14 protein-coding genes and 2 pseudogenes are annotated in these 13,733 nt (G+C 58.7%); 7 read left to right on the top strand and 9 right to left on the bottom strand.

Annotated features, from left to right (window positions below):
• Nucleotides 1–52: 52 nt before the first annotated feature.
• The 6 genes from AC0NIH_RS20395 to AC0NIH_RS20370 form a co-directional block, all read right to left on the bottom strand.
• Nucleotides 53–358, bottom strand: coding sequence for a hypothetical protein (locus AC0NIH_RS20395; RefSeq protein WP_473467537.1), 306 nt, complete (start codon nt 356–358; stop codon nt 53–55).
• 548 nt (nt 359–906) lie between these two features.
• Entirely contained in the window at nt 907–1,362 is a 456-nt protein-coding gene (locus tag AC0NIH_RS20390; protein WP_473467535.1) for a hypothetical protein, read from the bottom strand.
• A gap of 418 nt (nt 1,363–1,780) precedes the next feature.
• On the bottom strand, nt 1,781–2,242 hold the full coding sequence (locus tag AC0NIH_RS20385) for a Dyp-type peroxidase (RefSeq protein ID WP_474025269.1): 462 nt from the start codon (nt 2,240–2,242) through the stop codon (nt 1,781–1,783).
• Nucleotides 2,243–2,773: 531 nt separating this feature from the next.
• On the bottom strand, nt 2,774–3,598 hold the full coding sequence (ku, locus tag AC0NIH_RS20380) for a non-homologous end joining protein Ku (protein ID WP_473467532.1): 825 nt from the start codon (nt 3,596–3,598) through the stop codon (nt 2,774–2,776).
• Between the two features lie 75 nt (nt 3,599–3,673).
• Complete coding sequence (locus AC0NIH_RS20375; RefSeq protein WP_473467529.1) at nt 3,674–4,288, bottom strand: class I SAM-dependent methyltransferase; 615 nt, start codon at nt 4,286–4,288, stop codon at nt 3,674–3,676.
• Between the two features lie 356 nt (nt 4,289–4,644).
• On the bottom strand, nt 4,645–4,959 hold the full coding sequence (locus tag AC0NIH_RS20370; protein ID WP_224687901.1) for a YMGG-like glycine zipper-containing protein: 315 nt from the start codon (nt 4,957–4,959) through the stop codon (nt 4,645–4,647).
• Between the two features lie 238 nt (nt 4,960–5,197).
• Here AC0NIH_RS20370 and AC0NIH_RS20365 point away from each other — a divergent pair, with 238 nt between their 5' ends.
• On the top strand, nt 5,198–6,760 hold the full coding sequence (locus tag AC0NIH_RS20365; protein ID WP_023766298.1) for a recombinase family protein: 1,563 nt from the start codon (nt 5,198–5,200) through the stop codon (nt 6,758–6,760).
• Between the two features lie 14 nt (nt 6,761–6,774).
• A complete protein-coding gene (locus AC0NIH_RS20360) occupies nt 6,775–7,584 on the top strand; it encodes a plasmid partitioning protein RepB C-terminal domain-containing protein (protein WP_473467526.1) in 810 nt (269 codons plus the stop codon).
• A gap of 154 nt (nt 7,585–7,738) precedes the next feature.
• Here the strand turns inward: AC0NIH_RS20360 and AC0NIH_RS20355 are convergent, their stop codons facing one another.
• On the bottom strand, nt 7,739–8,080 hold the full coding sequence (locus AC0NIH_RS20355) for a hypothetical protein (protein WP_023766300.1): 342 nt from the start codon (nt 8,078–8,080) through the stop codon (nt 7,739–7,741).
• 638 nt (nt 8,081–8,718) lie between these two features.
• Between AC0NIH_RS20355 and AC0NIH_RS20350 the strand changes: the two genes are divergently transcribed.
• Nucleotides 8,719–9,099 (top strand): hypothetical protein, encoded by a 381-nt coding sequence (locus AC0NIH_RS20350; RefSeq protein WP_023766301.1) that lies wholly within the window; start codon nt 8,719–8,721, stop codon nt 9,097–9,099.
• Between the two features lie 208 nt (nt 9,100–9,307).
• Here AC0NIH_RS20350 and AC0NIH_RS20345 read toward each other — a convergent pair.
• Nucleotides 9,308–9,764: pseudogene (locus tag AC0NIH_RS20345) on the bottom strand (metallophosphoesterase).
• On the opposite strand from AC0NIH_RS20345, the gene AC0NIH_RS20340 reads away from it, so the two are divergent.
• The 4 genes from AC0NIH_RS20340 to AC0NIH_RS20325 all read left to right on the top strand — a co-directional run bounded on the left by AC0NIH_RS20340 (nt 9,660) and on the right by AC0NIH_RS20325 (nt 11,598).
• Nucleotides 9,660–9,908, top strand: a complete 249-nt coding sequence (locus AC0NIH_RS20340; RefSeq protein WP_474025031.1) for a hypothetical protein — start codon at nt 9,660–9,662, stop codon at nt 9,906–9,908. The pseudogene AC0NIH_RS20345 and the gene AC0NIH_RS20340 sit on opposite strands and share 105 nt — an antisense overlap.
• Before the next feature lie 277 nt (nt 9,909–10,185).
• Nucleotides 10,186–10,494, top strand: coding sequence for a hypothetical protein (locus AC0NIH_RS20335; protein ID WP_224687895.1), 309 nt, complete (start codon nt 10,186–10,188; stop codon nt 10,492–10,494).
• A complete protein-coding gene (locus AC0NIH_RS20330; protein ID WP_473467521.1) occupies nt 10,491–10,766 on the top strand; it encodes a hypothetical protein in 276 nt (91 codons plus the stop codon). The genes AC0NIH_RS20335 and AC0NIH_RS20330 overlap by 4 nt, the downstream gene beginning before the upstream one ends.
• A 571-nt stretch (nt 10,767–11,337) precedes the next feature.
• A complete protein-coding gene (locus AC0NIH_RS20325; RefSeq protein WP_023767887.1) occupies nt 11,338–11,598 on the top strand; it encodes a hypothetical protein in 261 nt (86 codons plus the stop codon).
• A 75-nt stretch (nt 11,599–11,673) separates the two neighbouring features.
• Here AC0NIH_RS20325 and ligD read toward each other — a convergent pair.
• Nucleotides 11,674–13,444: pseudogene (gene ligD, locus AC0NIH_RS20320) on the bottom strand (DNA ligase D).
• Nucleotides 13,445–13,733: the final 289 nt, after the last annotated feature.

Genomic DNA, 13,733 nt, shown 5'->3' with positions numbered 1-13,733 from the left:
CGCCAAAAGCTGTCAAGATCGGCCCGGACGCGTCGTGACCTTTCAGGCCTGCTTAGACCAACGCCATGGGCAGGTATCGGATGATCACCATGTCCTGCCGGAACAGGCGCTCCAACTCCGCTCGGCGCCTCCGCCAATCGGGAAGATCGACCTCTTCCGTCATCACCTCGAAGATGACGATCTCGTCCAGGCCGGACTCTTTGCCCTGCCTCCACACCCCTTCCGCGGGCGCTCGAAAATACGCAGTGACACCTTCGAAGGTATTGGCGAGTTCTTCCTTCACACGGTCGAAGTCCTCGTTGGCGAAGGGCTCTCCGGCGTTGTCGGAACGAGGAAGCAGTATCTGGACAAGGTGCATGCGGCCGCCTCCCCGATCATTAACGGCCGCGGCATTGACGATGTTCCATCGGCCGACGCATTGCACGCGCCGAGGCGCAGCGGCATAATTTGCAGATCGCGTTCGAACCCGTTTGGAACTGATGTTCGCCCCTAGGCACTGTGTTGCCGACACCAACGGTGCTCTGACCCACACTAGTGGTCCTCCCGCTGCAGTGAAGGCCGCACGCGATTCTAGCGCTGGCCCTTCGGCCGCGGCTGCAAATCTATCGTGTCGCCATCACCGTGCACCTGGTCTCGATCCCAGTCATTCGTTTTGTCCGGGGGTCTTGGCGGCAGCCTCCTGCGTGTCCCTGGCCTTGTCCTTGCGAGGCTTGGGCTGGGGAAAATCGCGTGATGATTGGGCGCCCATGGATGCTTTTTCCTTCGGATTTTTGCTTGCCCGGGCGAAACACGTCTGGGGATTTTAAGTTCCCTCACCCGCGCCGAGCACGCGCCGGATATTCCAGCGATAGGCGATCACGAGCCCATCCCGTGGCGGTGCGCTTGTGCCGGCCACCCGGAACCTCATCAACAGCCTTGTGCCTTCAGGGACCTCACCATACGCTCGACAATAGGATCATACGGTTCCTTTTCCGATTTCCTATAATTCATGGTGAAAAGTGCCGCGCGTTGGTCGCAGACCAATATCGCGCGGACATAGCGAATCTCGCCATTCCTGATCCCGGAGTAGCTCGCCCATCTTGGAGCTATGCGCCGATAGGTCAGACGCCAACCGGCCTTTGCGTCCTCGATCATGCGATGCGCGATCTCGGCACGAAAGCTGGCTTTGCCCAGTCGCGCGCCCCAAACGGCCAGAAACGCATCTCTTGGGCCCTCAAAAGCCGCTCCGTGGTCCGATTGCTGCGCCAGCACGAAACCGGGAGGGATATCGAACGTGAAGCCAAGCTGCCGGACACCGAAGGGCTGCCAGGCTTCGGCCTGTAGCATGGTGGTGCAAAAGAGAAAGACCATAAGGCCCAGCATTGAACGTCGCATTGCTCTGATTTAGCGTCGGCCAATATGGCGTCCAGAGGAAGAGGAGGTCCGAGGCGAAATAGAGCAAGCGCGTGAACGGGAGGATGGCCACAACGATCTTTGCTGGGAGGCTGCAGCGCGGCCGCATGTCGAGGCCGCCTGGAAAATCGCCCGGAACACGCTGTTGATACTCATTGGTCTGGCCACCCAATTTCCACAATGCGGACTCGCCCCAGTGAAGGGGCGGTGTACGGAGGGTGGTGCGCTCAGGTTGAAGTGTCGCAGCAACGGAGCCGTCGTGAATGACCGAGATGAGGCGCAAAACTGCCATTCGGTATAAGTTAAGTAATGTCAGCGGATGGCCGGATCAGCCTCTTGAATCAATTTGGGCAAGCCGCTTGGTAACGAACTGATAAACAAGAGTTATTTAGACGCGTAGGGTCGTCGTTCCTATCGAAAATAAATATATCAGCAGCTGGTTCGCCAAGCCGTTTCTTTCGTATTCTCTCGTATGGTCTGGCGAACCAAAGGGCGACGCCTCCGAATAGGTCGGCCCGACGGACTCGGGCCAGCGATCAATCACCGCTTGCCCCGTCGCAACGCTCTCCAGGAATGTCGCCGACGGTATGAAGAACAAAGTACCGGTGACTGCGCGGCTGAAGTCCAGCAACCGGTCGTAGTTGCCTTGCGGCCCGCCAATGAACATGTTCTCCAGCGTTTGCTCTATTCTGCGCGGCGAACGGGCGTAGCCGATGAAATAGGTGCCGAACTCACCCTTGCCGACGTCGCCGACTGCGTGTTGTGGCGTACAATCTCCAACTGCTCTCCGTGCTCGATAATCGTGGTCAGCGCATTGTGGGCCGGAGGTCGGTTTTATGGCATCATCCAGCTCGATATCGGAGAGTTTTTTCCTGCGAATGTGCCGGCACCTCGCGGCAGTTTCGTGATGTTCAGCATTGGCGAGCGACCATATCTCGTCGCAACGCGGTAGTGCCCATCTTGCCTATCTGAAAGCCGGCATCCGTGACGTCCAGATCGCCAAGCCGATGATCACGATTAAAATCCAGAAAAGCGAGTTGAAGAGCATGCGAACAAGGTCGCGGTTTTGTTCTTTCGTAACACCGAGCCGATCTGAGATAATGTCGCCTGGGGCGATCAACAGCCAGAGTATGAACCGACCCAGCCTTGCCATACGATTCCTTGCCTCGCAAGCAAGACAGCAAAGCACCATCCTGAGCGCGAGTCGAGCGAACCGTGCCCGAAACATCGGACGGTCGGTGCCTCCATGTCGCAGTACATTTGGCCCAAACGAGTTCTCCTGCCTTATGCCAACTCGCGAGGTCGGTTTCGATGTGCCGGACTTCAGGCTATCGGAAGATGGCTTCGCGATTGGGGTCGAAAGGCTCGGCTGGCTTTTTAACTATGCTGATTTGCGGCTCTTGGCGGTTGGCCGGTCTTGCTTGACGCCTTCCTTGGCAAGGCTCTTTCGAAGCACCGAGGCTAGGTCGATCACGTTCTCCTTGGGCTGCGGGACCGGTTTCGGGGGCTTTTTGCCCTTGCGCTTGGCGTCGATCATGGCGATCAACGCGTCCTCGTAGGTGTCCTTGAATTTCGAGGGCTCGAACTTTGTCGCCTTCTTGTGGATGAGCAGCCCCGCGATTTCGAGCAAATCCGCATCGTACTTTGGGCTTTTCACGTCATCGAAGACGGTGTCTTCCGACGTCATCTCATTGTGGGTGCGCAGCTCGGTCAGCAGCATTCCCTTTCCAAGGGGCTGTATCAGCACTTCGCGCCCGCGCTGATAGAGCACGACGCAGGAGCGGGCCGCGACGCGCTTCTTGGCCATCGCATCGCGCAGGACGGCAAAGGCCTCCACAGAGGCGCCGTCTGCGGGGATCAGGTAGTAGGGTTTCTCCAGATAACGTGTGTCGATCTCGGCAACCGGGACAAAGGAATCGACATCGAGTGTATGCTGCGATGTCAGTTTCAGTTTTTTGATCTCGTCCGGTTCCACGTGTATGAAATCACCCTTGTCGGCCTCGTAGCCTTTGATCTGATCCGCGGCTTCGACGATGTCGCCTGTCTCTTCATCGACATAGGCGCTCTTGACGGGCAAGCCGTCCTTGCGGTTCAAAATCTTGAAGTGGATCTTGGATGCCTCGCTTGTGGCGCCAACGATCTTCACCCCGCATGCCACCGAGTCGACCCTCAGAAACCCCTTCCAGACCGCGCGTGGCGCCACCATGCCGTTTCTCCAGACGTGCCGATGTCGCACAACGTCAGGCACACGGTTCTGTTCCGCAACGTGGGCAGTACTCGATCACGCCTTCTTGGCAAACGCCCAGACCATCAACGGATATTCCTCGTCGTTGCTCAGATCCCGCCACAGGCCATAGGCGCGGACGGGGCCGCCGATATGGGCCCTTGCGCAGGCCTTGTTGCCCCAACCGTGGACCTTGACATTGGCTTCGGGAAAGCCGCCCTCGACCATCAGCTGTTTCAGGCCGGCAGGCGTCCATCGGTTGTAGTCGTGCGGCCTGGCGTGGACCCTAAACAGAAAGGGCGTCGCCACCATCGCCCAGCCGCCGGGCCGGGTCATGGCATGGATATTGGCCACTGCCGCCAGCGGCCGCTGCACATGTTCCAGCACCTGGTCGGCGATGACGATGGAATATTGCTCGTCTGTGCGGTCGCTGCAGATGTCGAAGCCGGGGAAGTCGACCGATCTGTAGTTGGGGCACATCGCCCGCCAGTAGCGGTTCCAGCCGGGCGAGATCTCGATCACGTCGGAGGCTTTGCGGTTGCCGGCCTCGAGGAAGAGGGTGAACGCCTCGATCTGGCGGATGCGCAGCCAGTTTCGGGAATCGTAGCCGATGAGCCGTTTGACGGCGCGTTTGCTTTGGTTTTTCAGGGCGGCAAGGCTTGTCGTCGTCACATCGACCTCCTCCAAAGCGCCCGCCTCAAAGACAAGGTAGTCCAGGCAAGTGGGCAAAAAATGACAGTGAGCCCACTTTCATCACCGCTTAGGGGCGCCGATAGCGCGGACATGAAAAAGGCGGATCCGGGGACGGGATCCGCCTTGCCTGTCGACGGGGCTTCGGGGGGAAGACAGGTGTCGGCAAGCGTCCGATAGCAATGTCAGCAGGCGTCTACTGGGCTTCGGATAACTAGAGTGTCGGCGCGTTTAGCGGCCGACACAATTAGTCCGATGGACGTAGCCTGCCATACCCATATCGCGGACGAGCGTCGGCCAAGGTCTATCGGGGCGTCAGTGCCGGCGAACACCGCCCTTCAATAGTTGCCGTTGTAGTAACGGTCATCGCATGGTGCTGTGTAGATACGCCCGTAACGGTCCTGGTAGCGGCACATCTCATCGCCGCGACGCTGCGGGGTGGTCGCGCTACCCACCACCGCACCCAGCAGGGCTCCGCTGGCCGCGCCGATGACCGTGCTCTTGGTGTTGCCGCCGATGGCCTGGCCGACGAGGGCGCCGCCGGCGCCGCCGATCAGCGCGCCGGTTCCGGCCCGTTGCTGGCCCTCGGTTTGCGCGCAGCCGGCGAGTGCTGCGGTCATAAGCACCGCCAGAATGGCCTTCTTGATGATCATCTCCAGAACTCCTTTGTAGCCCCGGGACTGCACATGGGGCAATTTCGCTCAAGTGCGGTCGGATTGCGGCCGAACAGCGGCGTGCCGGCTCACGAAGTGAGTCAGGGTTTCCCGGCAGTTGAACGCCATGGTTTCCAAACAGAAAAGCCCGGCATTCGACGCAAACTGGACAGGAATTTTCAACCAAACCATAGCGCTGTGGTCGCTAACATGACCGATCGGCAGGACAGCGCGAGCGATGGACGAGGTTGCCAAAACCCCACAAGTTCCTTCAGGCAAACGCCTCGTTCGCGCCGCTCAGTACCTGCGCATGTCGAAAGAGCACCAGACCTACTCGATCGACAATCAGAAAGATGCCATCCGCAACTATGCCGAAATCATGGGCTACGACATCGTCACCACTTACGAGGATGCCGGTCGCAGCGGTCTCAACTTAGGCGGTCGTCCCGGCCTCCAGCGGATGCTGGCCGATGTAGAAAGTGGGCGCGCCGAGTTCGAAACGGTCGTGATTTATGATGTCAGCCGCTGGGGACGTTTCCAGAACATCAATGAAAGCGCCGCCTACGAATACCGTTGCCAGATGGCCGGCGTGCGGATCGAATTTTGCGCCGAGCAATTCGCAAATGACGGCAGCGTCGGCTCCGATGTGCTTATGGCTATCAAACGCAGCATGGCCGCCGAGCACAGCCGCATGCTCTCTCAAAAGACGTTCATAGGCCAGGCGAGGCTGATCCGGCTGGGCTTCCGTCAAGGTGGCAAGCCGGGGCTCGGCCTAAGACGCCAGTTGGTGGACCAGTCAGGACGTCCCAAATTTATCCTCTGCCCGCACGAACAAAAGAGCCTGCACACCGACAGAATGATCTTGGTGCCCGGGCCGCCAGAAGAAATCGCGACGGTGCGCTGGATCTTCGGTCAGTTCGTCAAAACGCATAAGACAGAGCTTGAGATTGCAAGGCTGTTGAACGAGCGCGGCGTCGTCACAGACCTTGGGCGGCCATGGAAGCGGGAAACGGTGCGCGGAGTTCTGACCAATGAGAAATACATCGGCAACAATGTCTGGAACAGGCGCTCGCGCAAGCTTAAAGCAAAGGCAACGAACAATCCTCCTGAACACTGGGCTCGAGCGGACGGCGCATTCGAGCCCATCATTGACCGCAGGCTGTTCGAACGGGCGCAACTCATCCACCAAACGCTCTATTCGCGCATCAGGTTGAGCAACGAAGAGATACTGCTTGCGTTGAAGAAAGTTCTGGCGCGCCGAGGCTATTTATCTGCCTCGATCATTGACGATGCGCCGGATTGCCCCGCGGCGAGCCTGTATTTCCATCGCTTCGGAAGCCTTCTGAAGACCTACGAATTGATCGGATATCGGTCGCCCAGGCAGTTCATTGCCTCGAAAAGGCGATTGGCGACGGTGCGTATACAGGCGATAGAAGGCTTACTGGGCGCGATCGGAAGCGCTGGCGGACAGGCGGCCTATGACAAAGAGAACGAGATCCTCCGGATCAACGACGAGTTCACGGTTGCAATCGAAGTCCTACATTGCACCGCTTCCGACTACGGATATCCCTTCTGGTCCCTGAAAACCCGACGCCAGTCGGTGGCTGACATTTTCATCTTGGTCCGGATGCGCCCCGGTGACCTTGTCATTCGAGACTATCTGATTGCCCCTATGTCTAAAATCGTCGGCAAATCGGAATTGCGCGCTAACAATGGGGCTCAACTGGACACCTACCTCTTCCCCACGCTCACCCCAATTACCAGACTGGCAGCGCGAGCAAGTGTGGAGACCATATTGTGAGTTCGAAGTATCGTATGACCCGCATAGCCGCCTACAAAGCTTTCCAGGATAACGGCCAGAGACACGCTCGGAATATTGCCACTGATCAACCGGGATCAAAGGTAAAGCTCTTTGGGCCAGATCTTTTGGCAACCTATGAATCTGAGTGCAGACGCAAGCGCCATTTCATAAAGGAAACACTGGAAGCAGAACAGCGCTTGGGGCGTATGGTCAAAGCGCTTCGTGTGATCATGAGCGACACGAAATTTCGCTCATTGCTGGTGTCCGAAAGCCTTGCCACTATGCCAAAATCCCTGGCCCAGCGGTTGCAAGGCACGACGGTCGAATCTCAGACAGCCGCGCATGCCTGCGAGTCCCCTTCTGACAGCAGTGCTCAATCTGTCGGCGGGATTTGCCCCGACGTCCTCAATTTTCTTCAGGACTACCCTGTGAAGGTGAAGATCTTCGGCTTACTGCGGCATGTGCTCCCGGCCAGGCAATTGGAAATTGCCAAGTTGATGGTTGCCATGGAGCGGGTCACGTTCACGTACGAAAAGTTGCTTGTCGCCTTTACGCCTCGTGCGCTGCTGGCCGAGGGTTTCGATCCGACGACGGTTGCCAACGCGTCTAAAGATCAACTGGACGCGATGACGCCAGAACTTGACCGGCTAAGCCGTGAGTTTCTGAGCGCTGTGGAGCGACGTGGTTCGGTGAGCCTGGAACTGTTGGCTGCCGGCCGCTATCTCGATCGGCTGATGAATAACCCCAGGGCCGTGCGGTATCTGGCGCGCAATCTTTCCGGCCATTTTGAAGAGTTCCACAATTTGTCGGTGCCCTACAAATAGGTGGATCGAATGACATACCGGGCCGGCTTGGATAGCCCACGTCCGCGGCCATGCTGCTTGTGCCACTTTTGGCGCGACAGCACCACATGGCTCATTCTATTTTCTGATCAATCGCTTTCTCATCAAAAAGATGCCTGCCACCACCAGCCATAGCTTAGCCACGACGTTGACGCGGTGGCGCTGACAGTGGTCCTAGCCGAGGCCGGTCCGGCCATGTTCCCAGCAGTGGTGTGGTTTCGTTCTCGCCGATCGCCGATGTGCCGATGACAGGGATTAAGGACGGCCCTCCCGTCTTATCCCGGCGCTTTTTCAGCGCATCGATTTCGTCGTCACGCCGGGCGATGCGGCTTTCCAGATTGGCGATGCGCTCGGTTAGAAAATAGCGACCCACAACGAACCCTCCACTCCCGAAAAGAATCGCGAACGTCGCGAACGCAATAGGATTGGCAATGATCAACGTCGCATTGGCCTGGAAGAACCTGATCAAATCATGCATTCTCAAACCCGCTCAATCCCTTGGCATCCTCTGGATTTCCAACCGGACCGACGGTCCCTTCTGTGCTCCTCGGCGGTTGCCGACACCAGAGGTGCTGCTCGTGTCAGTCTCGCGAAAAACGTTCGAATCGCACCACACGACAAGCCAAGCTCGCGTTCCGGTTCTGTCTTCCTCGCCACCCGGGCGCTGCGTCTAGTGCGCTGCCGGGCTGCGGGTTCCAATTTCGACAGAGCTCCGCCCGCCGCCCCGTTTTGGGACTTTGCCATGGACGCTCTCTGGTTTCATGCTGCCACAAATAAGGAATATATTCCTGCCTCGTCAAGACCGCAGCGGTCTATCGTTCTCTTTTTGCTCCGAATGGGAGCGGTACAGACTGCGGGATTTGGGCAGCCCCGGGGAGCCGCTTCGAATTGAAACCGTGAACGCGCATGCCGCCGTCTATCTTCCGATCCCTCTACACGCCCGGCCTGAGTTTTTCCCTGCACCGTTGCTTCATCGTGATCCTGGAGATCGTCTACCAACCACTCGTCAGGCCATCGCGGTGATTGGCGGCGTGCGCAGTGCGTCCTGTGAACAACGGCAGATATCCACGAAATGTTGGCTAGGCCAATCGCACAGAACAGCGCACTGTCGCTAACATGGTGGCTGGACATGTTGAAATGGTTCTGTTTGAGCAATCGATGGCCAATGCGGATGGCATTCAGCAGCCGTTTTCCGACCGGGTGATCGACGCTGCGGAGAAAACTGCTGGCGAGGTGCTGTTCGATGTGCGTGTCGATGGTGACGCCAACATTTATAGAATGGCCGCCATCGGATACGGTGACGCAGATACGGCGATAGTCGTGCTCGAGAAGAGTGGCCAATTAAGGTGCGCCTCAGTGAATGGCGCCGCGTCGTCTTTCGTCGCGGCGCTCGCTGCATGGGAGGCTTCCCCATTGAGCGAACATGTGCGAGCTGAATACCATGGCACAGCACTGATCTTGCTGGCGAAGCTTCGCGCGACTGGTCACCTCAAATGATCAAAACTACGCCATCACTCTGGTAGCATTCTGGCATCATCCGAACCCAATCTTGCAAAGTTCGCGGGTCAAACAGGTCAACCGTTTGTCTTTGACCAAGCCCTATACGATCGACGAATTGGCGGAGAAGATCCGGAAGGTGCTGGATAGAAAGTGAATGGCAACGGCCGCCGGTGCTCGCTCACCAACCCTCTCCGCTTCAGTCGCGTCACCGGAGCCCGCGCTTGCCGCGTAAGGTTTGCAGCGAAACGGGCCGGAAGTCCCAGCAGTCGACACCAACATCATATTGGCGCGTCAGCGGCTTCAATTTGCCGTGCGAATGTCCCGTGCAGATTTATCGACTTCTTGCCCATCCGGTTCCACGTCCGGAACGGATAATGGCACAACACGATGAGTTGGTGCTCCTGCGTCAGCTCCCTATAGTGCTGGACGCTGTTCCACCCGTGTGCGGCCGTTGTTTCGGAAGCATCATTGTTGCCGACGATGAGGTTCTTGCGGCCGTTTAGGTGTGTCAGCAGGGCTTCGACGTTCGATTTGCCGTGGCGCGCGAAGTCGCCCAGATGCCAGACTTCATCCTCGGGGCCGACGGTCTCGTTCCACCGGGCAATCAGCGCTTCATCATGCTCGGCCAGCGATCCGAACGGCCGGCGATCGATCCTGAGAATGCGGGGATCGTTGAAATGCGTGTCGGTTTGGGGGCGACATGCATAAGCGGGGAGATCCCGACGGTCGCGCGCTTTTTGTGGCTACTCGCAGGTTCGCCAACAGTCCTAAATCGTTCCTCTGTACTGGGTTGCCTCAATCCATAGTAAGAGTGCAACAGCTGGCGACCGCCCCTTAACTTCCAAATCCCGACCTCGATAGCCCCCAGCCACGATCCATACCGTCTTTGAACGCTGATATATTTTGATGCCCCGTGCACTCGCCCAATCACACAGGTATGCAAAGTCTCGCTTCATGATCTTCCCACACTTCGCAAAATCGGAACGCTAATAACCGCGAAGGTAGAGGTATGTTCCAAGAGGGGCGATCACACTTTAGCATCTCCTTACGAATCAAACTCGCCTGCTCCGAGTTTGAATCGGCATGGCTAAGGGCAGCATCAGCATAGGCGATGAGGTGGCAATCGTGGCGACCGTGAGGCGGCGCGTCACCGCAGACCGCGTAAGCGTCTCGATCCCCTCTTATGGCTTCCCGCATTCCATCATCGACCGCACTTCCCAAGTGCAGCAGGGCCAGCCGATCGAGCTTATCGGCAGCGTCACTCACATCGATGGTGATCTGGCGACGGTGAACTTTGGCGTGCCTATCACCGTCAACCTGGACACGCTGCGCCTGGTGAATGCCTACAAGCCGCCGACGAAGAAGACGCCGCTGGTGGACAAACCGACATGACGAAGCTTTCAAAGCTTGACCCGCCTAGCCCGGCAAGTTGCACGGCGGCGAAGACATCTCGGAAGAGCGGCATTTCTATCCGTGCCCCAATTGTGGGCAAGAGGTGGACCAGTGGGATTTGCGCCAATGCCGTTGCCGTCACATACGAATACAGCTTGGCCGACCCAAGCGACCCGACTCATTCCTCCGAATTCATGCTCTCCGAACTTGGTCCGCCTATTCCCGGCAACAGGCGCGAAGGCGATCCGGCTGACGAACAGGAGGATTTCTAACCCTGCCAGTTTCCCGTCAGCAAGTCGACATCGGGAGCTGTACCAGGTCCATATGAGCAGCCAGGCTACAGTCCGTTTCGGATTGGCAGCGGCAGACGACAACTTGGCCGGCGATGCATTTCCGGGGATTTCCGACGGCGGGACGAGCATCCCCGGCCCCCGACTTCGCCGCGTCGCAAAAGCTAGGACAGCAAAGAACCCGCAGGCCGGAGCCAGCGGGTGTACGTTCAGGCGATAGGACGCTCCCAGCCGGCACGTGTTTGCGGCCCTTTTTGGGGCCGGGAGCGGAACGAAAGGGCCAAGTGACGATTTTCTAATGGAAGGGTGATGATCGAGGAAGCCTGGAATGGTTGAACTTCTGAACCTGGAAATGGCAGTCGCCAGGCAACACGCTAGGCGCGCCGAACTCTCCCTCGATCAGCCACAGACAATGAACAACGACAACCACGGGCTTGCGACCAGTCTTGCGCTGTGCAGCCGCATGCGAGCCGGGCAGGCGCGGGCAAAAGCAGCCCGTCGGCGGCTACTCAAAATAGCGCACCCGACAAGCATGCCTTGAGGAGCCAAAACCATGATGTTGTTCGAACCACTCAATTGGGATGGTCACAAGCGAAGCGAGGTCTACCATGCCGCGCGGTTGTCGATGCTCCATGATCGCGTCCTGAAGCGCATGGATCGACTCGACCACTCGGCCGATGAAGTTGAGCGAGCGGCAGCCATTCTGGTCGACCTCACCCACGCCTCTGCTGCCGAGGCTTTTCAGGACGCGGTTTTCAGGAATCCGTCGGCAGCCTTCCTTCAGCTTGAAGCAGGTCAAACACTTGGGCTCTGATCGGTGAGGCAGGGCGCCACCGCCGCCTCACGCTTCTTCCACTGCGAAAGCTGCGGCTTGTGGCCAAACTTTGGGTTATGCCGCCCTTCGGCTATCGGGTCTGAAGGGATTGGCGAGTGTGAAGGCGTCTGGCCTGATACCTCGTTCAACCTGTCCCCATGTGACAGGATGGGAAATGGGGAAGCCCCGGCCGCGCTCGCGGAGAAAAAGCCCCGACGGCGGTGTTGCCCCGGCCGTTGCGTAGATAGTCGAGGAAGATGCGGCTTTTTCGGGCCGCCGGGTCGGCTGACAGCAGGTATCGGTCGGGTTCGGCATCCATGAGGCATTGAGCCAGCGATCTGGCCAGTTGCCGGACCTCGTCGTGGGTCATCCTGGAGGCGAGCGGCGTCATCAGGTGGATGCCTTTGCCGCCGGTCACCTTCGGCCAACTCTCCAAGCCAGCCGCTTCCAAGATACGGCGCAGCGACAGCGCGGCCTCAACCACCGCTTGCCACGGAACGCCTTCACCGGGATCAAGGTCGAGGACGAGCCGGTCAGCATGTTCGACATCGTCAATGGTGGCGTTCCGAGGATGCAGCTCGACGGCATCCATTTCGACTAAGCCAAGCAGACCGTCCAGATCGTCAATCCACACTCGGATACCTTCGCCACCTTCGCGCTTTTGGACCCGAAGCTGGTGCACCGAAGCCGGTATCGGAGGCAATTGCCCCTTGTGATAGAAGGTGGCGCCGAAGGCGTGGCGGACCAGCTTCAGCGGCCGCCGGCCCAGATGAATCAAAGCCTGATCGGCCACCCGCTCCCAATAGCGCGCGAGCTCTTCCTTGGGCGGCGCGATAGCATCGGGCAGAAGCTGCAGAATGTTTTCGCGAGGGACGCCATGCCGGCCTTCCGATTTGCGCTTGGAGGGAGACGGCGGCTTGGCCGGGATCGCCTGAAGATCTTCCCGCAGCCCCTTGAACACGGCTTCCCGCAAGATGCCGCGATCCGTGACACCGCTGAATTGCACCTCCGCCAGCACGTCGGGCCTGACCCAGGTCGCCTTCGGCTTCTCAACCGGTTCGGACAAGGGGGATTTGCCGACGACCAGCGGATCTAGCCGTTCCCTGACCCTCCGTGCTGCGTCCAGCGTATAGCCGCTCTGAGCTTTCCCGGCATAAAGCAGCCGGTCGCCTTGCCATCTGCCGATATACAGCGAGGCGATACGGCGGGGGTGAGCACCAAGCTTCTCGACAAAGGCGACAATCGGGAACGTGTCGCTCTTGATGCATTTCACCTTGAGCCAGCTCGTCTGGATGCCGGAGCGGTACGGCGAAGCGGCTCGCTTGGATACGATGCCTTCCAGGCCCATCCGGCACGCGTGGTCGAACACGTCGCGACCGCATGCCTCTAGGTGCTCGGCATAGGTCAGCGTCGGCGCCGTGTCCTTCAGCACCTTCTGGAGGGCGGCCTTGCGTGCAATCAGTGGTTCTCGCCGAAGATCGCGGCCGTTGAGGTGCAGAAGGTCGAATGCAAAGAACATAAGCTTATGCGAGTTCGCATTCCCCAGTTCCCGCTCAAGAGCTTGAAAATCCGGCAGGCCGGTGCTGCCCAGAACAACGGCTTCGCCATCGAGGATCGCGGATTTGACGGGCAGCTGCGCCGCCGCCTGAACAATCCGCTTGTAGCGGTGCGACCAGTCGTAGCCCCGGCGGGTAAATGCGCGCGCCTGCCTGCCCTCGACGACAAGCTCCGTCCGGTAGCCGTCATATTTGATTTCATGCAGCCAGTCGGCCTCCTCGGGCGTGTTTAGAACCAGCGTTGGCGACTGGAACGCGATGAAAGCGAGTTGGCCTTCCGGTTTACGCATGCACTTGCGACTCCCTGACCGGAGTCAAATCGGATAGCAGCAATCGGCTCCTGGAATTTTAGAAAAAATGAGTATGACCTGCTCGGGCGACCAGCATGCCCACCCAAGCCGGCCAGTGCTCGTATGCATTCCAGCGAACTATTCACCCTGTCAGGCCGATCCCCGCCCGGGCAAGTTCGTCTCATCCTTCACCTGTCGTCCCAAATCTCTGCGGAGGCGTTCGGTTTCGTCGGAGCCGTCCTTGGCGTCTGTCCGTTCGAGTTCGCGGTCGATTGTTTCGCGCGACCCC

It is taken from the genome of Mesorhizobium sp. WSM1386 (assembly GCF_055901595.1).
The sequence above is the reverse complement of the archived record's forward strand: the minus strand, read 5'-3'. Positions and strand labels throughout refer to the sequence as shown.

Coding starts and splice junctions, on each gene's coding strand:
- AC0NIH_RS20355 (WP_023766300.1), bottom strand. CDS start 8,080: ATGCATGATTTGATCAGGTTCTTCCAGGCCAATGCGACGTTGATCATT.
- AC0NIH_RS20395 (WP_473467537.1), bottom strand. CDS start 358: ATGCACCTTGTCCAGATACTGCTTCCTCGTTCCGACAACGCCGGAGAG.
- AC0NIH_RS20360 (WP_473467526.1), top strand. CDS start 6,775: ATGACCCGCATAGCCGCCTACAAAGCTTTCCAGGATAACGGCCAGAGA.
- AC0NIH_RS20370 (WP_224687901.1), bottom strand. CDS start 4,959: ATGATCATCAAGAAGGCCATTCTGGCGGTGCTTATGACCGCAGCACTC.
- AC0NIH_RS20365 (WP_023766298.1), top strand. CDS start 5,198: ATGGACGAGGTTGCCAAAACCCCACAAGTTCCTTCAGGCAAACGCCTC.
- AC0NIH_RS20350 (WP_023766301.1), top strand. CDS start 8,719: ATGGTGGCTGGACATGTTGAAATGGTTCTGTTTGAGCAATCGATGGCC.
- ku (WP_473467532.1), bottom strand. CDS start 3,598: ATGGTGGCGCCACGCGCGGTCTGGAAGGGGTTTCTGAGGGTCGACTCG.
- AC0NIH_RS20390 (WP_473467535.1), bottom strand. CDS start 1,362: ATGCTGGGCCTTATGGTCTTTCTCTTTTGCACCACCATGCTACAGGCC.
- AC0NIH_RS20340 (WP_474025031.1), top strand. CDS start 9,660: ATGCCAGACTTCATCCTCGGGGCCGACGGTCTCGTTCCACCGGGCAAT.
- AC0NIH_RS20335 (WP_224687895.1), top strand. CDS start 10,186: ATGGCTAAGGGCAGCATCAGCATAGGCGATGAGGTGGCAATCGTGGCG.
- AC0NIH_RS20325 (WP_023767887.1), top strand. CDS start 11,338: ATGATGTTGTTCGAACCACTCAATTGGGATGGTCACAAGCGAAGCGAG.
- AC0NIH_RS20330 (WP_473467521.1), top strand. CDS start 10,491: ATGACGAAGCTTTCAAAGCTTGACCCGCCTAGCCCGGCAAGTTGCACG.